Below are 22,144 nucleotides of genomic sequence, written 5' to 3'. Positions count from 1 at the left end.
AAGTATAGGAAAAGAAAATTCTAATTATGCTGGTTGATAAACAGCAAATAATCGGCTTTGAATTAAAATTTTTGCTACATCGCTTGGCGTTTCAGGATTATCTTTTTGTAACCAATGATCAATGATACTGACAAGGCTACTGGTCAATAACTCAATTGTGTAGTCACTTGGTAAGGCTTGCAATATATGGTCACTAGTATTTGTGTATAGCTTTTTAAACAATTGGTCGAGAAGGCAGTTCATTTTGTAAATAAATTGTTTATCACCGTTTTCGGATAGCAGGGTTTGAAAGAAAAAGCGGTTATTACCCAGATAATTGAAAATATTAATCAAACTAAAATATGGTGAGGAGGGCGTAGATAGTATATCATCTGAGGGATTGTCTAGCCAAGAAACTGTTTTACTAATTGTTATGGTGGAGAGTGTTTCAATGTGTTTTAATAAATTATTTTCTACTTTCTCCAAGAGATCATATTTATCCAGAAAATATACATAGAACGTACCACGGCTGAGGCCAGCTTGTTGAGTAATATCTGATATCGTTGTATTAGTAAAACCTTTTTGGTGGACTAGACTTATAAACACTGTGGTAATCTTTGTTCTGGTCAAGTTTTTCTTATCTTGTCTATTCATGCGTATATCCTTTTCCATAAGTATCAAAAATCAAAAGTTCGTTGTAAGTAAGTTTAAGTATTTGGTATCTGAATAAAACCTATTTGATGTGTTACCAAGAGTTATCATAACACCAACATTTAAAGCATGCAAGTAATTGCTTGCTTTAAATGTTGGTGTTGTCAGGCCGCGAATAAACAATGATAAGTAAAGGGAAAATTGTTCAAAAAAGTAGTTTAGCAGTTGTATCACAACAAAAAAATTTGGTGTTAAGATGTATTAACGCTGAATTGCGATATTTATAATGAGATAGAAAAAACGCGGGATAACATTATGTTATTTCGCGTTTTTTATCCATGATTATCATTGATACTCATTTTGGGAAGTATACCAGTCATTTTGGAAGATGGCGTAATGGTCAATATCGACCCATTTTCCATCATAGAAGACTTCGTTTTTAAAGGTACCTTCTTTGGTAAATCCATTCTTTTTGTAGGCTTTCACGGCTGGTGTGTTAAATGGATAGACGGTGAGCTTAATTTTATGCATATTCAAATTGTTAAAACCATAATCTAAGATTAAGCTCAAGGTTTCAGATCCATAACCTTTTAAACGATCTTCCTTTTTAGGAAAACCAATCGCTAATTCGCCAGTATGATTGCGTATGTTGAGGTCAAACAAGGCAACAAATCCGACCAATTCATTATTCTCTGTTTTTCTAACAGTAAATTCAACATTTTCTTTGCTTTTAGATGAACGTCTAAATATATTTTCCCAGTCCTCAGCAGTATGGGGGTGAATCATATCATCTGATAATGGGTTATTGAACGCATCATCCCACTGCCATTCAGCAAATTTTTTACCGTCGCCGTCATGATAGTGTGATAGTTTTACTTTTTTTCCTATAAACATGTCTGCTTTGATCTCTCTTCTTTAAATTGTCATGAGCTTTATGATCTGCATCAACAATTCAAACGTGATGCAGATTAGTTATTTTTATTTGCAATCATATGCGACTCCATATTGTCAACACCTTTTAACGTGAATAAGTTGTTGCACGTTCGTATTTAATATATTTTAATGATACCAAATATAGCAACAGATTAAAATATATTAATTTAATATATTATTAACCTATCAATTGCTGAAAGATGTATTGATGAATAATGTGATTTATAATAAAAGCAGATATAAGAAAATTCTGATTATGTGATGTTGTATTTTGCTTTAACAGTGCTTAGTCAGTTTTCTATCGTAAAACATGTTGTGAAGGAGTTTTATTGCAGTACGGAATGGGTAGAGGAGGAATCAATGTATGATGTATAACGATGACGCGGTTAGAGAAACTGGGAGCAAATATTTTTTGATTAGAATGATGTTTATTATGTTGATTGTTGGTGGTGCATTGTGTATCAATAGCACGATCATTCATGCTGATGGTGTACCACAGCCGTCTCTCAAAATAAAAAATGGAGTCTTGTATGGTTTTTCGGACAATTCATCACAACATACAGGTGCAAAGGTTGTGATTCCGAATAATGTTACCAGTATTGCTAGCACTGCTTTTTATAATCAAGGCATTGCGAGTGTTGATTTTAGTTCAGCAACTAACCTAAAATCTATCGGAGATTTTGCTTTTGCTAAAAATCGTTTAACAGCTGTGCAGTATCCTAATCTAAATGATAATAATTTAGGATGGTATATTTTCTATGACAACGCGATCAGATCAGTCACGTTTGCTAGCGGTGTGACGCATATTAACGATGGTGCCTTTGCCAAAAATCCTAATCTGACATCGGTCACCTTTCCAGCAACAATTACATCAATTGGTGATTGGACATTTGCCGGTGATCGCTTAAAGACGGTTGATCTAACAACGATAAAAAATACGAATAGCTTAAGTGTTGGCTCCGGAGCCTTCTATGGAAATCAAGCCTCACATGTTGCGGTGTTGCCCAATAACGTATTAGATAGTAGCAGTAATCATCCGGTTCGCTGGTATGGTTATGAAACTTTTGGACAAAATACTGGACAAGCGGATGCCGTTGCTAAACAATATGCATTGAAGCATCAATCTTATGGGAAAGGAGTATCTGGTAGCATAAGCAACCCACAAAGTTTTACTTATGATCGCAATAATTCCACAATAGTGACAGGTGTTAAATCAGGAGTCGCCACACTAGGTAAAACTATTGTTATTCCCACGAATGTGACAAAGGTTGCTGCTAATGCGTTTAAATCATTAGGCATTACGGGCGTAGATTTCTCCAAAGCAACAAATCTGAAACAGATTGGTAACTTTGCTTTCTATGATAACCAAATTTCAAACACATTAACTTTGCCAAATAGCTTAAATGCTGATATATCAGGTATTGGCTGGTACGCATTTGCGTCAAACAATATAGCAAAAGTTAACTTACCAAATAATAGTCTGACAGCATTGAATGATTTTGTGTTTGCTAGTAATCAGCTTACTAGTATCAATTTGCCAAACACTTTGAAAACAATGGGGGATGGTACCTTCATTGATAATCAAATGACAAATATAATATTACCATCTAATATTCAAAGGGTTGGTTCTGGATGTTTTGCGGGTAACTTAATTAGCAGTACACGTGCAACAGAACTAACTGCTACAATTAATAGTACAAATTCCGAAAAAAGTTTTTCAGCCGTATTATATCCTTTTGGTATAACTGATACTAATCAGTCGCAAGCAACTAGTACGATTAAGAATCGTTTTGTAGAAATGAATGATGGCACTTGGAAGTACTTAGACAGCAATGGGGTACCTTTAACAGGTAAGCAGATTATTGACGGGCATACCTATTATTTTAAATCTGATGGTACACAAGTAAAGGGCTATTCTATTAAATTCAAGGACGGTAGTGTCCACTATTTTGATTCGAATAGCGGCTATATGTTGAACTAAAACGCCATCGTTTACTATTGCGTTTTGATAAAATAAGCGCTGTGGTTGATAACTCGGGAAGATTACTTACGCAAACTAATTCCCAGTATGCCTACTATAATTACTAGGACACCTACGAGTTCCCAACTGAGTGAAAAGGGGTGATGGAGAAAGATTGCACTTAATAGGATGGAAAAAACGAGTTCCATCGCTTGAGTAGCTTCAACCTTCGATAACGATTTGATTTCTCGGAATACTAAGGAAGTTGCATGAAAAAATATAGCGGTCGCTATAATACCAGAAAATAGTGCCACTAAAAGAGTAGACACCATTGTTTTGGCACTAGGGGCACCACTAATATAGAAACTAACAAACGCCAAGAAAATCCATGTTGGGTAGGTACACAGTAGCATGCCCCACATTCTTTCGAGACCGGTAACTTTTGGCGCAGTCATCATAACTTTTCGGTTCCCAAGTGGATAACAAATAGCCGCAACCACTATCGCTAGTATTGATAAGTATATTTGGTTAGAAATGCGAATGGCACCCAAGTACTGGAGGATAGTTAGGAAGACACCTAAAAGAATAGTGAACATCCAAGGTAAACTTTGCCAAGGAAAAGGAATCTTTTTTGAAGGCTTACCGATATTTAGTAAAGGCGTTGTTAAAACACCACAAACAATAGTTACCTGCCAAACACTGGCGATTAGCCAACCAGGCAGATAAGTACTAGCTAGGCATAACGGAACATAAAATAGAACAAAACAGAAGTGGCTCCAGACCCACCAAGATAGAGGCTGTTTGCGTATTGATTGGTTAACTCGCCTAAAGGATCCGCCCAATGGAATGAATATCAAAGCAAGCATCGGCAGCATCCATAAATATCGTAAGGAGGCAGACCAGAGCCAAAACCCATTTTTATTAGCAATAACTTCATTAAATATAAATGTAAGAGAGAAGAAAAAGCCGCTATCACGCCTAATATAATTGCTTGCACACTCTTTGATAACTTATTCATCATTCAATGTAACCTCACTCTCTCAATGGACAATTTATAAGTATAAGGCTACCAGCAATTAAATAAGCATACAATAAAAAATTGTATGCCATATAATTTTTATTGTGCATAGATTAGTGTATACTGATTTTTAATGAACAGATATTTTAGTGGTTACAGGTGTTGATGTTGATAAATTTTATTTAGGAGGCTGAACGGGGTGAATGATTATGAATTGGCATGGGTACCGAGCAAGTTACCACTTGAGAAACCTTTCTATAAAAGTATTTATCAATCCTTATATGATGATATTCTGACGGGTGTCCTTAAGCCACACGATCAGTTACCCTCGCAACGTGAATTGTCGTATTTTTTGGATATTCACTTCACCACAGTGACACATGCCTATGATCTTGGCTTGAAAAATGGCTTATTATATACCGAAAAAGGGCGAGGTACTTTTATATCGCCTAATGGCATTTCTGATCATACTATTCAAGGAAAAGAAGGCGTAAATGATTTAGGTATTTTGAATGTAACTTCAGTTGAAAATAGTTCAGCAGAATTTTATGTGAAAGAAGCTATTAAAAATATTCCCGTTAAAAAGTTACTACGGTATTTCACAAATTCATCCTTAGATGAGAGTTATGCTGGTGCAACACAAAAATGGTTTGAATATTTAAAAATAGATGTATCTGACGATATGGTCAGTCTAATAACAAATGGCGGGCAGAACGCACTCGCCATCATTTTAACAGCTTTATTCAAACCTTCAGACACTATAGTTGTGGATGACTTCACATATTCTAATTTTATTGAATTAGCTAAAACGTTACATATTAAGTTATTGTCAATTTCACAAGATGACGAGGGGATGAAGCTTGATCAGTTGGAAGACATGTTGACAACGCATATGGTTGCAGGTGTTTATGTCATGCCTTTTCGGTCGAATCCCACTAATGTTGCCATGTCTATTACGCGGCGCGAAAAGTTAGCAGCGCTAAGCATTAGCCATAATTTTTTAATCATCGAAGATGATTACTTACGATACTTGGATGTTGAAAAAACGAAAGCCATAATTAACTTGGCACCGAGTCATACAATCTACTTATCTAGTTTCTCTAAAATAGTTGCTCCAGGAATTCGCGTAGCGCTGGTATTGTTTGATAAAAAGTTTGAGCAGAAAATAAAGCATTCATTCACAAATCTTAATTTACAGGAACCAACCTTAGATTTTGAAATTATTAAGTATTTAATTAACCATGACTTTGTTTTAAAGATAATTGATAGCCAAATGAAGCAGATAAAAACTAGTTTAACTTTATTTGAGAACGTCTTTGAAACAAAGGCGCCGTTGAGTCCATTTCAATGGGTTAAGATAGATTCTGCAATTAATATTAAACAAGTGAAAGAGCGTCTGGACAAGCTAGGAATACATGTATTGTACAGCCCGCAGTTTCAAGCAGGTGGTTGGAAATCAAATAACGACTATTTTATTAGAGTATCGATAACTGCCATTAATGATTTAGTAAAACTAGAAAAACTGTTGCTAACCATTAAATGTACGATTTCGTCGAGCTAAGCTTATAATTCGTGTCATTGATTTTGAAAAAATAAATATAAAACAAAGAGAATATGCTAGTCACATATTCTCTTTGTTTTATTAATTGCGGTGTCATTGTCACTTTAGGGAAAAATGACTGAGACTTGATTTGTGTTACAAAAATTATTTTACCTGGTAAGCAGCCAGTATACGACTTCTAATCAAAATTTCGGCAATTTCAGCTGGAGATTCAGGGTCATCTTTTTGTAACCAATGACCAATAATGCTAATGAGCGAACTAATTAATAGATCATGTGTATAGTCACTGGGAATAACTTCATTACCATCTTTAAAAATATTTTTGTAATGTGAGTCAATTTGTTCATCAATCAAATGACGTAACTTGTAAACAAATTGTGAATCACCATTCTTAGAGAGGAGTGTCTTAAGCGTGAAACGGTTTTTATCGAGAAAATCAAAAGACTGAATGAAACTACGATACGGTGAATAGGTATCTAACTCAGCCGATAGTTTATTATTATCAACATCGTCTAGCCAAGATATTGTCTTATCTATATTAATTTGCATTAGTTTTTCCATATTAGTTAGTAAATAGGTCTCAATTTTTTCTAATACATCGTATTTATCAAGATAATAAATATAAAAAGTGCCACGACTTAGTTTTGCTGTTCGTGTGATGTTGGAGACGGTTAAGTTATTGAAGCCTTTTTCGCTCACTAATTTCACGAAAGCGTCCATAATTCGTTGCTGTGTTAATTTATTTTTTTCCTGCCGATTTATACTATTCTCCTCATAAAATTAGACAAATCCCTTAGTACTTGTACATTGATTTATATATAACCAATGCTAATATAAACTATAGCTACAAAAAAAGCAACACGTTGTTAAAAAAAGGGGAGTAACATGCTCGGAATAGAATGGAAAAAAATATGGAAAAATAAATTTATGGTGGTTGTTCTAATTGCTATTGTGTTGATTCCGTCAATTTATGCGATTGGGTTTCTGAAATCAATGTGGGATCCTTATGGCAAAATTAAAGATTTGCCCGTGGCAGTTATCAATGAAGACAAATCTGTGCATTACCAAGGAAATAAATTAGCAGTAGGAGCTAAGTTAAAAGATAATTTAGCGGATTCAGATGCGATGAAGTTTAGTTTTCCATCGCAAAAAGAAGCTAAAAAAGGATTGTCCAATGACAAGTACTATATGGTCATGACAATTCCAAAGAACTTTTCTAAAAATGCGACAACATTACTGGACGCGCATCCCAAAAAGATGTTAATTCACTATACAACAAGCTCAGGGCACAGTTTTATCGCTGGAAAGTTTTCAAAATCAGCGGCTGAAAGCATTACAAACACAATTTCCAAACAAGTGACAAAGACCTATGCTGAGACATTGTTTAAACAAATTAAAACGTTAGGCAATGGTATGGGCACAGCGGCTAACGGTAACAAAAAGTTAGTAGATGGAACTGAACAATTACAATCTGGAAATCAGACGGTCACAACAAATCTACGGACACTTGCTTCAAGTGGTTTAACTTTCAGTAATGGTACGAACACACTGACAGACGGGTTATCACAATACTTTAGTGGTGTGAGTCAACTTGATGCAGGAAGCTCAAAGTTAACTGCTGGTTTGGGACAATTAGGTGAAAAAATGCCTACGTTAAGTAATGGTGTTTCACAATTATCTACAGGATCATCGAGTTTAAACAGTGGTTTGCAGCAATATACAGCAGGTGTGAGTCAACTAAATACTGGTGCCAATGCTCTTAATACTGGTGCGCAAAAATTAGCTCGTGGTAGTAGTAATTTAGCTACTGGGGTGAATAAATTAACTAACGGATCGAGTTCTTTGACCAAAGGCGTTAGTGCATACACAGCCGGAACAGACGAAGCGTATAAAGGAAGCCAAAAAGTTTCCGATGGCTTGACACAAATGAATGAAGCTTTAAATAGTGACGACGCCAAAAACAAAATGACGCAATTGCAAACAGGGCTGCAAAGTTTTCAGACAGGCTTGAACCAGTTGAAGACCTTGTTGGACAACAGTAATCAAAATACTGAGCAAATTACTAAATTAACAAGTAGTATGAGTAGTCTTGCAGCAAACGTTACTACGATTAGCAATTATATCAGCGGTACGCAAAGCAAAATCGAATCTGTGGCTAAAACACAAAAGCTAACTGACACGCAAGTCAGTGCATTAGAAACGGCACTATTACCAACAGATGACATTAATGATTCACTCAAATCAGCAACAACAAATTTAAGTGAATTACAGACTAACTTAACCACATTAATTAAATCAAGTAACACAAGTATGTCACAGTTAAAATCAGCTGTGAATACACTAAACACTAGTTATGGGACTAGTGACGATACAAAAACGCTGTATGGTGGCATAAGCAGTTTGGTTGGCTCACTTAATAAGGTCGGTGATTCAACTGCGCAATTAAGTACTGGGGCAACAAAATTAACTAGTGGGCTGTCACAACTGAGCGGGAAATCAGCACAGTTAATTAGTGGTTCAACACAGCTACAAGAGGGGCTTGAACAACTTAATACGAATGTACCCTCACTCACTAGTGGTATTGAAAGCTTAGCTAGCGGTAGTTCTAAGCTGAGCGATGGTACCCAAAAGTTGTCACAAAAAAGTGATAAGTTAAATGCTGGATCCCAAAAAATTAGCAGCGGCTTATCATCACTAAATGAAAAGATGCCTGCTTTAGGTTCAGCAACGTCAAAGTTATCGTCAGGAAGTAGTCAGTTAACGTCAGGACTGGATAAATTGGCTGCTAATAACAGCAAGTTGTTAAGCGGGTCGACTCAATTAGCTAGTGGTGCCACAAAGATAGCAGACGGCAGTGCTAAGTTGGCTGATGGTTCAGCACAACTTGGTGATGGGCTGACGAAAGTTAAAGATGGGAATGCAACGCTTGCTGACAAGCTAGGTCAAGCAAACAACAAAGTTAATAAAATTAACTCAAATAAGTTAACCTATAATCAATTAGCTACCCCAGCAAGCACCAAGCATGTGGAAAAAGACAAAGTTCCTAATAATGGTACAGCTATGGCACCTTATATGTTGTCAGTGGCACTGTTCGTTGGTGCCGTTGCCTTTAACTTGATGTTTGATTTAGTGACACCTCTAAAGTATCCTAAAAAGGCTATTAGTTGGTGGGCAAGCAAAATGTCTGTGCTTTATCCATTCGCATTTCTGCAAGCAGCAATTATGTACTTTGTTTCTATTAGTATGATTGGCATCAAACCAGTTCACTATGTCGCAACTTTCTGGGTGCTGATTCTGGTATCATTTACCTTTATTAATGTCGTAACATCCCTTAACTTGTGGTTTGGTAAAGTTGGTTCATTCCTGGCAATGATTTTGATGGTTATTCAATTAGGGGGTTCCGCAGGAACATATCCAATTCAATTGTCAAATGGTTTCTTTGAAGCCATACACCCATATTTGCCAATGACTTATTCAGTCAATGCACTGCGAGAAACGTTGATGATTGGTGGATCCGCTAAAAGTGATGTGATGGTTATGTTTGGCATATTTGTTGCCTTTACATTGATTATGATTGGTTTCTATATGTTCAAGCAATTAAAAATCAAGAAGATTAATTATAAGCACAGTTAATATTTAAAAAAAGGAAATTATGAGTATACTCAGTGATGAAATAAATAACCGAATCCAAAATTGCCAAAGATTCTTGCAAGAAAAAGAGTTAAGTGCATACGCAGTAACAGATGTAGAGGACATATGGTATCTGACCAATATTGATTATAGCCCTGAGCAACGGCCGTTTTTCTTAATTATTTATCCAGATAAGAGACCTTTAATGCTGGTACCAAAATTAGAAGAATCACATATTGATGTTGACTATTTTGATTATGATATTCAAACGTATTTTGATGTTACGTCTGAAGTTGGTCAAAACTGGTACGAGGTGGTTACAAAAAAGTTTGAAGGGTTGGATAAAATTGGTATCGAAAGTAATGCGCTTTTAGAAATAACTGCAAAGGCACCGACAGTAGATTGGCAACCAAATGATATAATCAAAAAATTACGTGAAATAAAGAGTGCTTACGAAATTGACAAAATTTCAACGACTGCAAGAGTATGTAGTCGAGTGGTTCGTGCAACGTTAGGCCAAGTGAATAACGACTCCAAAGTGATAGACCTTTATAACCTTCCGTTTAAGGTAGTTGGTAAAGAAATCGCGGATAATTTTAGTCTCACAAATAGAGTAACAAACGGTGTATGGCCGTCAACTTATAGTTTCATGCCTCATAGTATTCCTGATATGGCGGCAACAGTTGATCATGGACCAAATGTTAACGTCGCTGTGTTTAGATTAGCGGGCTATGCTGCCGAATGTGAACGTACCTTCTTCATGGAGAAACCAACAAAAGAAGAAGAATTACACTTTAATCAGATGATGACGGCTAGAAATATAATGCTCGATATGCTGCGACCTGGTGTTAAGGCATCTGAAGTAGAGACAAAAGTGCGAGATTACCTTATTGACCAGCATCTTACGGCTAACATTCTTCATCGACCTGGTCATGGCATCGGATTAAATAACCATGAAGAGCCAACTCTATCATTAGGTAATGACACAGTTTTGAAAGAAAATATGGTTGTATCGGTGGAACCAGCAATTTATTTTGAAGGTCAGGGCGGTTATCGACATTCAGACACGGTGTTGATAACTAAAGATGGTTATAAATTACTAACTAACGCACCGGTTACTTTGGAAGAATTAACCGTCGAGAATTAATTTAAAGAATGTTCAACTCAATATGAGTTGAACATTCTTTTTATCTATCATTGTATTGAAATGCCCTCATATCAACATGTTAAAGAATACTTGCTCGATCTTTACGTGACAATTTCGTATACTTAAGTTTGTTATGAAAGGGGAAGCGACATGGAGCTCGGTCAAAAATTAAAAGAATGTAGATTAGCATTAAATAAAACACAACAACAAATGGCCACAGAATTGCATGTTACGCGGCAAACGGTGTCACATTGGGAGAATAATGATACTTATCCGAGTTTGGATATGTTGGTTACGTTGAGTGATTACTTAGGTTTTTCTTTGGATACAACGTTAAAAGAAGAGGGGACAGATATGATTGATAGCATTAATAAGGAACTGACAGCGGGAAAAAGATACAAGAAAATTGTGTGGCAACTAGCTATTTTAGCAAGTGCGTTTTTATTTTTTATCGCTATATTAACTTATGGGCGGGCGACACAAAATCAATTAATTGACCGGTTTAATCCCTTTCTAAAAGAAACGTATGGCTACGCACTGCTACCTGAAAAAGTTGCCACTAAGAAAGTTAGGGGAACACAACAAAGCACAGATGCGAATGGGAAAACCACGACTAAAAAAGTGGTCTTGGATATGCCCCAACCAGTAGATGCTTATGTATATAGTGACATTTTTGGTGCGGGAGAGTGGTTGAAGTTTCAAGTTGGAACTATTCCTAAGGGATATAATTATGCTGTTGTGTTGCATAAAGGATCCTACGTGAAACGTGCTCGATTAATTACAAAGGACCAAGTACCAACTTTGTATCGCAGTAATATAGGTAGTGAGGATCAGTATTTAAAGTATGACAAGAAAAATTTTGGACCGCGCAACTCAATTAATCCATTTTCGAACAACGGCGTTTAGAACTTTTAAGTAGATAGTTTTTTAAAGCTTTTTATTAAAGGGACTTTTTTGTTTTCTGTTTCCTATTTTTCAAGATAAAGGTATACTGTTAGTATTCAATGTTTATCAGAAAGGTATCAGACAATGGCTGAGAGTGAAAAAGTAGAATTCAAAACATTAACAAGTATTCTTAAGAAACTTGATATTAGTAAAGCTACGTATTATAGGAGAGCAAAGGCTTGGAACATCAATCCTAGTCAGCGTGAATTTACACAGGAAGAACTAAAAAATCTCGAGTCAATGCCTGAAAATGTTGATAATAATCATTCTGATGCTGTTTCAGAAAGTGTCAAGACTTTGTCAGAACAACTCAAGACAAAAGATGAACAAATTAAACAACTTCATAAATTACTCGACCAGCAACAAACGCTATCTCTTGACTTACAACATAAAATTGACGTAAAAGAACAGCAATATCTTGAAGTTTCAGACACTTCTGAGTTTGTATCAGAAATTGATAACTTAAAAAATGAATTGCAAAAAGAGAAATCGAAAGGCTTTTGGGCAAAAATATTAAAAAAGTGAACAACTCGATTGCCTTTTGATTTCAAAGATGCAATTTGATAATGAGCAGTAAATTAGCCTATCTGTTTTTGTGTAGGTAAGCTATTTGGGTGAAAAAATTAAAAACGTAAAAAAGCCTCTGTATAAATGCATAACTGATCAAGCAGTCAGTATTTATATAGAAGCTTTTTGTATTTTAAGCTAACGATAAATGACCCAAGCAATTAGAACCATACAGGTAACAGCATGGCAGACATCGCGATGCCGTCGTACACTGTGGCGTCTCTTTTGATTTGATGATGAAGTTCGATTGCTGCTTCGGGTAATTGAGTTTTTGTTATCCAATAGTATTGAACAAGAGATTTAACCATTTTAGTAGCCACTAAGCCGGTATTTTGCGTTTTAGTCAACTCCTGTGCGTAATTGAAAATCATTTCTCGTAGTTCTGGTTGATTTTTAACATCCTCATCAGAAAAGGCGACACTCATTTGATCCAACATGGTTTCAACTTTTTCATCTTTTTGCATAGTTTTAAAATTCCCCTCAATTAATAAACGTTGTTTAATTAATGCTATTATCACGCTAAAGTGTTTTTCTGTCAATAATCTCATTTTTAAAGACGACACTTTGTTGGGTTTATGAGATAATAAACTACAGTTTACTTTAAAAATATTGGAGAATAGAATGATTATTAGAACAGCTACGCTGGAAGACTTGGATCATGTTACTAAATTGACATATGATGCTTTCCATGATTATCCTCTATTTAATGTCTCAACTGACAAGTCTCAATTACAGCAAGCACTATATTTTTTATTGTATTTAAATACGCTAGCGAATATTAGGCGTGAAGATTGTTTCGTTTGTGTTGAAGGGTCAGAGATAGTTGCTTCCTTTATTTTGAAAGCACCACAACAGCACCAGATTAGTTTTTGGACGTATGTTAAGGTTGGTGGATGGCAACTACCTTTTAAATGTTCTCCTAAAATAGCCGGACGTATCATGCAAAATCTATCTCAATCAGATGATGTCATGCCCGAAGAATTTGGAAATTTTTGGTACATAGATACATTGGTTGTTTCACCAAAATATCAAGGCCAGAAAATAGGCTCAAGAACGATATCACAAATTATTGATATGGTTGAAAAAAGAGGTGGTAAAGATCTATGTTTGATTACTAATACAGCAATCAACAGTGTTTTTTATCAGAAAAATGGCTTTAATGAAGTCACTAGATCGTCTTTTACTTCATTCGGACAAGTCAATGATACTTGGGTATTTAAGTACGAGTATACAATTGGATAACAAAATTTTATTTGAGCGAAAATAAAAAGAACTGCTGTGATTTATTTTCATAGCGATTCTTAATAGCGATTATTTTAATTCAGCGAGGAGCGGGTTTCAACAAAATGTGCTGTTAATAAACGACTCGCCATGAAGATGATGAGACCGACTAACATGCTTGACACAGTAACATCACTTAGCCAATGTGCACCAATCCGTACGCGACTAAGACCGGTAAGAATACCCATTGCAATCCCAAAAATTGTCATTTTCTTTTGCAAACTAATATTTCCTCGAGGAACAAAGAAAGTTAAGTATAAAAATAACCAGCCGGACATTGTGTGACCAGAAGGAAAAGAGTTATGACCATTCACACCGTTCAAATGATACCAAGGTGTAAATTCACTCATTGTGTTTCCGGAAATGGTTGTCATTTCGTAGGGTCGAAAGCGTCCCCACAATGCTTTCATATCGCCGATTGTTGTTTGTGCGATGAAAACAACGGCAATTCCGATTAAAGCAGCATTGAGTAGATAGCTAATAGCGGCGTTGTTTTTATCTTTAAGCCAATTAAAGAATACAAATGACAGTAATATTGTTAAGATAATGGCTGCGCTCCAACGAAGCGGTTCAGGATAGTTTGCCACTGCCGAAGTATTGTTTGCGACGCCCAGGGGAATTCCTTTTGATAAATTATTGAGCATGGAATACGTGTAACTCAACATATCTTGCAATATCGCCAGCATTTGATTAAAGGCAAATATCAAAGCGCCACCTGTCATAACATATTTCAAAATGTTTCCCTGAACGCGTCGCCATATTGTCCAGGCAATGATCTCAAAGGCAGTGAATAAAACAATTCCTGCGCCTTGATCAGCGTAATTTTGGAAAATATTACCAAATATAGAATTCTGGTCCATTACTGCAGAGGTAACATTTTTATCAAAAAATGTAGCGAACAATAAAGTCACGAATCCAATGCTTAGTAGCAATGTAAGTACTTTTTTTTCACTGTCTGTGGTCTCAAATGTACTTTGATTTTCACTCGGTAGTTTCACGTTAGTAGTTCTAGCAGCCCATTGCATAATGTTGTCCTCCAAATTAATAACTTTAGTATATTTGATAGATATTGTTATATCGTCAAAGTTATGTAAAGGGTTCTTATAGAATGCAAAAAAACTGCGTAACCGCAGCTTTTTAGAAATAAAAATTAACTTTTTTCCCCAATGTTTGAATAGATAAAGATAATAGTTATGAAAGAAATTTTACGAGAGAGGTCATTTAAGATGTTCTTTTTATAGGTTGTCAATTTTTTGGTATCGACCATATCTGTTCGACTGCTAATAGATATACAAGCTTTAAAAGACATACCAACCTTATAGATTTTGCAATCATCAATTGAAAAATCGGTTGTTAAGTGACTTTGAATGGCTCTTTCAATGAATGATTTTATCCCTTGATCTTGTGTTAGGCCGCCGCTAATCTCAATCAAAGCATTTTTCATTATACGCAACGGGATTCTAATAATAAATAAAACAATAATCACTGTAATAAAGGAATCTCCAGTATATAAAAGAAAGCTTAATGGGGACTTTTTATCAATGAATAGGATGAAAAATGCAGCGACCCCAATTCCGGCTGACATGACACCATCAATCATCGCTCCTTTTGTTTCAGCTGATAGAAGTGTACTGATATTGTGGATTTTTTTGTTTTGTAATTGATAGAACCATGAGAGTGTTAATGATAGAATAACCATCACAATCTCATACGGTATGACAGGGGCAATATTTAAAAGTTGCCCGTGTCCATAGACAAAGTATTGATAAGCTTTTGAGCTGACAGTCATTAATGAAATCAACAATAGTACAATTGTCAATAATGACTGAAAAAATGCATACAGCGGTTCCAAAACGAACAGACCATTTGGAAAACGTTTGCTAACTTGTGTACTTATTTTTGAGATGACAATAGATAAAAGACCAGTGGTTAGTGTGATTAAAGTAAAGTATGCATCAACAAATAATGCTTCTAGTCGTGTTGAAAAATATGCTGTAAGCGCTGCAACCCCCATTGCAAAAAGCCATATACAACCAATGACTAGACTACGCTGTTCAATATTTTTTTGATTCATATTTTCTCGTTAATCTTGAACATAATCTTGTGTAACACTGTTTGTTCTTCAGGAGTTAATACAGAAATTGAATCTAGAAAAACCTGATCAAATAATTGACGATTTTTTTCGCAATTTATTTTCATTTCTGCACTTAATTCTAAGTATGATGTCCGTTTGTCAACTGTTGATGGTCGTTTAACTAAATATTTCTCTGCAACAAAGCGATGAATGATTCGAGTAGCAGCGGGTTTGGATATTTTTGCCTTATCCGCAAAGCTAGTTACAGTTGGATTTTCCAATGTATATAGGAGATCAATGTAATATTCATCATTTGAAGACAGATTAGGAAAGCGTTCGTTGCTATCAGACTGTTGCTGGTATTGCAACAATACTTTATCGTACAATTCTGAGAAGATGTGGCTTATAGGTTTCATATACTTCCTCCAATATATGATTAACAAAAGTAATTACCTTTGATAACTACTTTTGTTAATCATATCCTTAATTATTTAGTTTGTCAACTGAATTATACTTTATTTTATCGGAAGTTATATGCGATATTTTATTTTATTTGAATAGTATCGTACTTTCATTATTCATTTTGCTGTTCATTTGAAATTACTAAGCGTATAATTATTACATTGAAATCAAGAGAGTGAGACGCATTTTGAACGATAAAATTAAACAAGTTGAAACGCAGTATTTAAACAAAACCCTCAAGAAAATGAAAAAATCGTTAATTGATACCGAAGCTGAGATAAAGCGTTCTAATCGGAATATTAATGATGTATCAAAAAGCTGGGGAGATGTACGTTTAAAAACAGACACCTATTCTGGCATTGTCGAAACAGCCATGTCAGTACGTCAGCAGCAACAAATGCTTGCTGAACGTGAAAGTTCAAAAACACGAGCAGAAGCAAGATTTGAAACATTAACAAAGCAAATTAAAAAACCTTATTTTGCGCGTATAGATTTTAGTGAATCAGTCAGTGAAAGTAGCGAAGCAGAGACAATTTATATTGGGCTTGGCTCTTTTAGCGATAATGAGAACAACTATTATGTCTATGATTGGCGCGCACCAGTAGCATCAATTTATTATGATGGTGGTATTGGGGATGTTGAATATTTGACACCTGATGGCTCGCAAAAGGCGCATGTAACGCTGAAACGCCAATTTCAAATTGAAGATGGTATCATTGTAACCTTGTTTGATACGGAAGAGGCGATTGGTGATGCAATGTTGATGAACGCGCTGAATGGTGAGTCGTCAACGAAGATGAAATCAATCGTCACCACCATCCAAAAAGAACAAAATAAAATCATTCGTAATACAAGTGCCGATTTATTATTTGTCCAAGGAGCAGCTGGATCAGGTAAGACAGCTGCTGTTTTGCAACGTATTGCCTATTTGCTATACCGTTACCGCGGAAAACTAACTAGTGGACAAGTTATTTTGTTTAGCCCAAACCAACTGTTTAATGACTACATTGATCAAGTTTTACCCGAATTAGGCGAGCAAAACATGGTACAGATGACATTTTATCAATATGCTTCACGTCGTTTACCAAAAATTGCTGTTGAAACATTGCAAGAACGCTTTGAAATTGACAAGACCGATAGTAAAATTGCTCTTGCTAAAGGTAGCTTAATGATGTTCAAAGCTGTCGCAGCATATGCTGACAGTTTAAATCGTGGTGGAATGAAGTTACGTAGTATTGTGTTTCGTGATGAACCATTGATTCCCAAAGAGCGTATTGCTGAAATTTATTATCAATACAATGAGAACTACAAACTCAGCCAACGTTTGGAAGCAACGCGAGATACGTTGATGCGAATATTGAGCAGTCGTCTTGGCACAGAAATGCGTAAAGATTGGGTTGATCTTGAAATTGAAAATCTGTCAAAGCAGGAATATGATGAACTAGTGGGTGCCGGTCGTGTGCGCATGGGTGATAATGAAGAGGTTGATGCTGCGGCTGTTACACGACGTACGCAACTTGGTCAAGGTGAGCGAGAACGTGAGTTTTCTAGTGAAAAAGCTGAAAGAAAGTTCTTGGCTAAACAAATCGTAACGCGTGCCTTAAAACCTTTGGCACAACAAATTAGACGTAGTCGCTTTTTAAATATTAATGCGCAATTTGTGGATTTTCTACGTGAAGCTCACAAATATATTGATTTATCTGCGTATGGCATCTCAAATGATGAGTGGCGTGAACATGTTGAACAAGTGATTAGCAATTTAAAGAATCATCAAATGTCCCTCGCTGATACAACGATTTATTTATATCTTTATGACTTAATCACAGGGAAGCATGGTGAACGTGATATTCGCTTTTTGTTTATTGATGAGATTCAAGATTATACACCATTCCAACTTGCCTTCTTGAAGTTTAGTTTTCCACTGGCTAAGTTCACGGTCTTAGGAGATTTGAACCAAGCTATATTTACAAAGGATAATGCTAGCCATTTACGGGAAGACTTTGCAACTTTATTTGCGCCAGAGCGTGTTGAAAATGTTCAACTAACGCAAACCTATCGTTCTACACAGCAAATTACAGATTTTACAAAAGAAATTTTGATAGACGGTCAAAACATTGACGCGTTTAATCGAGATGGTGAGAAACCGGTAGTCTATATTGGGCAAGACGAGAACGAACTACTGAAATTGCTAGAAAATCAATTGCGTGAAAACACTGAAGAACAAGAATCAACAGCAATCATTACAAAAACATTGGCCGATGCAAAAGCTTTGTCACAAACGCTTAATGACAAAACAGTTACTTTGATTCAATCAGAAAACCAGCGGCTAGCTCCAGGTGTTATTATCGTGCCATCATACCTTGCTAAGGGACTAGAATTCGATGCCGTTATCATATGGCATGCAGATAAAACACGGTATAAGGAAGATAGTGAACGCCGTCTATTGTATACTGTTTCATCGCGAGCTATGCATCGCCTGACAATTATTGCAGAAAGGGCTACGACACCGCTACTAAATAATGTGTCAAAAAACCTCTATGAGGTTCGATAATGATTGATCTAGATAATTTGATTAAAAGCAAGTACGTTGCGCCATTTATGGTTATTGGTATTACAGGTTCTGTGGCCGTCGGTAAAAGCACATTTGCACATGATTTGGCTGATAAGCTTAGCCAACAGAATATCAAAACAACAGTCATCAGCACTGATGACTTTTTAATGTCTAATGATGAACTCCATGAGCGTGGTCTATTTGATCAAAAAGGTTTTCCACAGACATACAATCTTGATCTGTTGGAAAAAGTTATCACGCGCTTTCGTGCGGGGGAAAAGTCACTCAATATTCCAGTTTATACACAGGAACTTGCGGATATTCATCCAAACGAGACACAAATTATTGAATTACCTAATATCCTAATCGTTGAGGGTGTTGTTGCTTTGCAGTTACCACCCAAACATTTTGATTTGAAAATATATATAGATGCTGATTTGGCAGATATCAAAGAATGGTATCTATCCCGAACGCTTGAGGTCACAGCTTTAGCCAAGGATGATTCCTCTAGTTGGCGTTATGATTACGCCAAAATGCCGATCGACGAATTTACTCAGTTAGTTATGCAAGTTTGGGAAAACACTAATCAAAAAAATCTGGATCAGTATATTTTACCCACGAAATCACTTGCTGACGTGATTGTTCATTTTGATAAACAACACCGTATTTTTGATATCGAATTAAAATAACTGTTATTTATTGTCAACTATGTTGACAATTTTTTGTTAAAGCGTAAAATAAGCATTTGAAGTTAAATAGTATCAAAGTGTTTTCTGTAAAAAGCAGGAATCGAATGAAAGGATTTACACATGTCAGATACAATTACAGATACACATGGTAAAAGCGTCAATCGCTTAGCTATGATGCTCGTCTTATTGGTTGGTGTCTTCTCGGTGATGCTGATGCAGACCTCACTTGGAACAGCACAACCAGCACTGATGAAGGCTTTTGATGTTAATGCCTCTACCGTACAATGGTTGACGACCATATTCTTAATGGCTAACGGTATTATGGTGCCGGTTTCAGCCTTCTTAACGACAAGAATTCCCACAAAAACGCTTTATTTATCAGCGTTGAGCTTATTTACAGCCGGAACTTTTTTGGCCTTTATAACACCAACAAATGCATTCTGGTTGCTAATGGTTGCACGTGTATTACAAGCAATGGCAGTTGGTGTCTTGATGCCTCTGATGCAGGTCGTATCCTTGACGCTGTTTGATGCAGAGTCACGTGGAAAAGCCATGGGCTTGGGTGGTCTAGTTGTTGGTATGGCACCTGCCATCGGACCAACACTATCAGGGTGGATTTTGGAGAAAGATCATACTTTTCTGGGTTTCACGTTACAAAATTCTTGGCGCTCTATATTTCTAATTGACTTACCAGTCGTCATTATTGTTATTATTGCCTCATTCTTTGTATTCCACGATGTTTTACCTACTAGGAATATTTCTCTTAATGTGCGTTCACTAATCGAATCGACATTTGGGTTTGGATTGTTACTATTCGGTTTTGCCATGGTATCAACACATGGTTGGGGCGACCTTGGTTGGGTTATCTTACCATTAATAGCAGGTATTTTAATTATTGCAGAATTTATGTGGCATCAATCAAGAATGGATAAGCCATTCTTAGATATGTCAGTATTCAAAAATAGGCAGTTCACGATTACGACAATTTTGGTTTCTTTAGCTATGATGTCCATGATTGGGGTTGAAATGATTCTGCCAATCTTCTTACAAAATATTCGTGGCATGACGCCTTTGCACTCAGGATTAACATTATTACCAGGTGCATTAATGATGGGACTTATTTCACCATTAGCCGGTGCATTCTATGACAAGCATGGCGCTAAGCGTTTAGCTATTACTGGTTTTACTATTTTAATTATTGGCACACTACCATTGTTTTATATGACCGCTGATACGCCGTCTATATATATCACAGCACTTTACACATTGCGTATGTTTGGTATTGCCATGGTTATGATGCCGCTAACAGCATCAGCTATGGGTGCTTTGTCTCCAGAGACTGCTGCACAAGGAACGGCAGCTAACAACACAATGCGTCAAATTGCTTCATCCCTAGGAACAGCTATTTTGGCTTCAATGATGCAATCAGTAACAGATAATAATAAGCCATCATCTGCCTTAAAAGGGCAAGATCCGTTAGAATGGGCACAAAAAATGATTGATGCGACGTTGAAAGGTTTTCATGCTTCATTTCTTCTGGCAGCATCCTTTGCCATTGTAGCTGTTATTATTGCATTTACATTGCACAGCGGTAAGGTAAACACACCATCAAAGATGGAGGCGTCAAAATGATTATTTTAATTATGGCAGTATTTGCGCTGCTAGGCTTTTTAGCAAATATGATGTTAGAAAACCGTGTTATTCGTTTGCTAACCGCTCTGATTATGTTTATCGGTTTAATTATTTCTGTGATTGGCATTGTTGCAAACATGCACGATCATTATGGTATGAAAGCAGTTACGACGACCAAAAAACAGCAAATTTATACAGCGGGTGATGCTAATCAAGGATTTGGTATGCTGTTGTATCAAGGTGTTGGAACTAATGGTAAAGAAAATGTTTATATTTATAAAACAAGTTCCGATGCTAAGAAAACTTTCGTGGCAAAGCCAGATTTGAAAACAACTTCTAGACGAGAAAGTATCGCTGGAAACAAAGCATACAAGGTCACAAAAACTACACGTTGGGTTTATAAAAACAATACTTACAAATTATTGTTTGGAATTGCTGATAATAATAAGAGTTTGAAGCATCGACGTACTATTTATCAAGTACCAAGTACCTGGATTGCCTTGACAACTACTCAGGCAAAATCACTATCTGCTAAAATGACGCCTAAAACAGATGCTGAAAAAGCTGCTGCTGCTGAACAACAAAAGCAATTAGCAGAATTAGCTCAAAAAGATCCTGACAAAGCAGCGCAAATGCAGGTTAAGGCAGTTAAGGCAGCTCTAGATAGTAAATGATTTCATCATAGGATTTAAATTAATATGCGTAATGCTTGCTAATTTTTATGGATGTGTTACACTGTAAGAGTAATAAAAGTTTTTGATTTTGATTTGTTTTTCTCGGAAGGCGCTCAGTACCAATTATTTAAATTACGAACAATAAAACTTGGTGAGCACACCAAAGGAGAAACATATCATGGAAAAAGGCACAGTAAAGTGGTTTAACGGAGAAAAGGGTTACGGATTCATCACACGCGAAAGCGGCGAAGATGTATTCGCACACTTCTCAGCAATCCAAGGCGACGGCTTCAAGACTCTTGACGAAGGTCAAGCAGTTACATTTGACGTTGAAACTTCAGACCGCGGTTTGCAAGCAACAAACATCACAAAGGGTTAATTTCTTTTGGA

General features: G+C 36.2%; 20 protein-coding genes. 12 read left to right on the top strand and 8 right to left on the bottom strand.

Annotated features, from left to right (window positions below; genetic code table 11):
* Nucleotides 1–24: 24 nt before the first annotated feature.
* Together HFP47_RS07975 and HFP47_RS07970 are read right to left on the bottom strand one after the other, a co-directional pair.
* Entirely contained in the window at nt 25–633 is a 609-nt protein-coding gene (locus tag HFP47_RS07975) for a TetR/AcrR family transcriptional regulator (RefSeq protein ID WP_179876300.1), read from the bottom strand.
* A gap of 342 nt (nt 634–975) precedes the next feature.
* Nucleotides 976–1,524 (bottom strand): GNAT family N-acetyltransferase, encoded by a 549-nt coding sequence (locus HFP47_RS07970; RefSeq protein ID WP_011680452.1) that lies wholly within the window; start codon nt 1,522–1,524, stop codon nt 976–978.
* Nucleotides 1,525–1,927: 403 nt separating this feature from the next.
* On the opposite strand from HFP47_RS07970, the gene HFP47_RS07965 reads away from it, so the two are divergent.
* Nucleotides 1,928–3,544 (top strand): leucine-rich repeat protein, encoded by a 1,617-nt coding sequence (locus HFP47_RS07965; RefSeq protein WP_114666163.1) that lies wholly within the window; start codon nt 1,928–1,930, stop codon nt 3,542–3,544.
* A 62-nt stretch (nt 3,545–3,606) separates the two neighbouring features.
* Here the strand turns inward: HFP47_RS07965 and HFP47_RS07960 are convergent, their stop codons facing one another.
* Complete coding sequence (locus HFP47_RS07960) at nt 3,607–4,389, bottom strand: multidrug resistance efflux transporter family protein (RefSeq protein WP_257229740.1); 783 nt, start codon at nt 4,387–4,389, stop codon at nt 3,607–3,609.
* A 351-nt stretch (nt 4,390–4,740) separates the two neighbouring features.
* On the opposite strand from HFP47_RS07960, the gene HFP47_RS07955 reads away from it, so the two are divergent.
* Nucleotides 4,741–6,102 (top strand): PLP-dependent aminotransferase family protein, encoded by a 1,362-nt coding sequence (locus tag HFP47_RS07955; protein ID WP_115231341.1) that lies wholly within the window; start codon nt 4,741–4,743, stop codon nt 6,100–6,102.
* Between the two features lie 144 nt (nt 6,103–6,246).
* Here HFP47_RS07955 and HFP47_RS07950 read toward each other — a convergent pair whose 3' ends face one another.
* Complete coding sequence (locus HFP47_RS07950; protein ID WP_218925560.1) at nt 6,247–6,822, bottom strand: TetR/AcrR family transcriptional regulator; 576 nt, start codon at nt 6,820–6,822, stop codon at nt 6,247–6,249.
* Nucleotides 6,823–6,987: 165 nt separating this feature from the next.
* Here HFP47_RS07950 and HFP47_RS07945 point away from each other — a divergent pair, with 165 nt between their 5' ends.
* The 4 genes from HFP47_RS07945 (at nt 6,988) to HFP47_RS07930 (ending at nt 12,349) form a co-directional block, all read left to right on the top strand.
* On the top strand, nt 6,988–9,735 hold the full coding sequence (locus HFP47_RS07945) for a YhgE/Pip domain-containing protein (protein ID WP_179876299.1): 2,748 nt from the start codon (nt 6,988–6,990) through the stop codon (nt 9,733–9,735).
* Nucleotides 9,736–9,754: 19 nt separating this feature from the next.
* Nucleotides 9,755–10,879 (top strand): Xaa-Pro peptidase family protein, encoded by a 1,125-nt coding sequence (locus HFP47_RS07940; protein ID WP_179876298.1) that lies wholly within the window; start codon nt 9,755–9,757, stop codon nt 10,877–10,879.
* A 150-nt stretch (nt 10,880–11,029) separates the two neighbouring features.
* Complete coding sequence (locus tag HFP47_RS07935) at nt 11,030–11,785, top strand: helix-turn-helix transcriptional regulator (RefSeq protein ID WP_232683794.1); 756 nt, start codon at nt 11,030–11,032, stop codon at nt 11,783–11,785.
* A 123-nt stretch (nt 11,786–11,908) separates the two neighbouring features.
* The gene (locus HFP47_RS07930; RefSeq protein WP_048592457.1) at nt 11,909–12,349 is read left to right on the top strand and encodes a hypothetical protein; all 441 of its coding nucleotides are present in this window, start codon (nt 11,909–11,911) and stop codon (nt 12,347–12,349) included.
* Between the two features lie 203 nt (nt 12,350–12,552).
* Here the strand turns inward: HFP47_RS07930 and HFP47_RS07925 are convergent, their stop codons facing one another.
* Nucleotides 12,553–12,855, bottom strand: a complete 303-nt coding sequence (locus HFP47_RS07925) for a bacteriocin immunity protein (RefSeq protein ID WP_011680445.1) — start codon at nt 12,853–12,855, stop codon at nt 12,553–12,555.
* 157 nt (nt 12,856–13,012) lie between these two features.
* Here HFP47_RS07925 and HFP47_RS07920 point away from each other — a divergent pair, with 157 nt between their 5' ends.
* Nucleotides 13,013–13,633: a GNAT family N-acetyltransferase gene (locus HFP47_RS07920; RefSeq protein ID WP_050884387.1), complete on the top strand. Its 621-nt coding sequence runs from the start codon at nt 13,013–13,015 to the stop codon at nt 13,631–13,633.
* Between the two features lie 74 nt (nt 13,634–13,707).
* On the opposite strand, the gene HFP47_RS07915 is transcribed toward HFP47_RS07920, so the two are convergent.
* The 3 genes from HFP47_RS07915 to HFP47_RS07905 form a co-directional block, all read right to left on the bottom strand.
* On the bottom strand, nt 13,708–14,697 hold the full coding sequence (locus tag HFP47_RS07915; protein ID WP_115231338.1) for a phosphatase PAP2 family protein: 990 nt from the start codon (nt 14,695–14,697) through the stop codon (nt 13,708–13,710).
* A gap of 125 nt (nt 14,698–14,822) precedes the next feature.
* Complete coding sequence (locus HFP47_RS07910) at nt 14,823–15,746, bottom strand: cation transporter (RefSeq protein WP_096638734.1); 924 nt, start codon at nt 15,744–15,746, stop codon at nt 14,823–14,825.
* Nucleotides 15,743–16,162, bottom strand: coding sequence for a MarR family winged helix-turn-helix transcriptional regulator (locus HFP47_RS07905; protein WP_011680442.1), 420 nt, complete (start codon nt 16,160–16,162; stop codon nt 15,743–15,745). The genes HFP47_RS07910 and HFP47_RS07905 overlap by 4 nt, the downstream gene beginning before the upstream one ends.
* 233 nt (nt 16,163–16,395) lie before the next feature.
* Between HFP47_RS07905 and helD the strand changes: the two genes are divergently transcribed.
* From helD to HFP47_RS07880, 5 genes are all read left to right on the top strand, one after another.
* The gene (gene helD, locus HFP47_RS07900) at nt 16,396–18,759 is read left to right on the top strand and encodes an RNA polymerase recycling motor HelD (RefSeq protein WP_179876297.1); all 2,364 of its coding nucleotides are present in this window, start codon (nt 16,396–16,398) and stop codon (nt 18,757–18,759) included.
* Nucleotides 18,759–19,448 carry a type I pantothenate kinase gene (locus HFP47_RS07895; RefSeq protein ID WP_042250624.1) on the top strand — a complete coding sequence of 230 codons (690 nt, stop codon included), beginning with the start codon at nt 18,759–18,761 and terminating at the stop codon, nt 19,446–19,448. The genes helD and HFP47_RS07895 overlap by 1 nt, the downstream gene beginning before the upstream one ends.
* A gap of 120 nt (nt 19,449–19,568) precedes the next feature.
* Nucleotides 19,569–21,080 carry an MDR family MFS transporter gene (locus HFP47_RS07890; RefSeq protein WP_042250627.1) on the top strand — a complete coding sequence of 504 codons (1,512 nt, stop codon included), beginning with the start codon at nt 19,569–19,571 and terminating at the stop codon, nt 21,078–21,080.
* The gene (locus HFP47_RS07885) at nt 21,077–21,754 is read left to right on the top strand and encodes a DUF4811 domain-containing protein (protein ID WP_011680439.1); all 678 of its coding nucleotides are present in this window, start codon (nt 21,077–21,079) and stop codon (nt 21,752–21,754) included. Before HFP47_RS07890 ends, HFP47_RS07885 begins: the two co-directional genes overlap by 4 nt.
* A 178-nt stretch (nt 21,755–21,932) precedes the next feature.
* Nucleotides 21,933–22,133, top strand: a complete 201-nt coding sequence (locus HFP47_RS07880; RefSeq protein WP_002815634.1) for a cold-shock protein — start codon at nt 21,933–21,935, stop codon at nt 22,131–22,133.
* Nucleotides 22,134–22,144 lie beyond the last annotated feature (11 nt).

The sequence above is a fragment of the Leuconostoc sp. DB-1 genome (assembly GCF_013414845.1).
GTDB lineage: Bacteria > Bacillota > Bacilli > Lactobacillales > Lactobacillaceae > Leuconostoc > Leuconostoc mesenteroides.
Note: the sequence above shows the minus strand (reverse complement) of the source record. Positions and strands in the feature narration are given on the sequence as shown.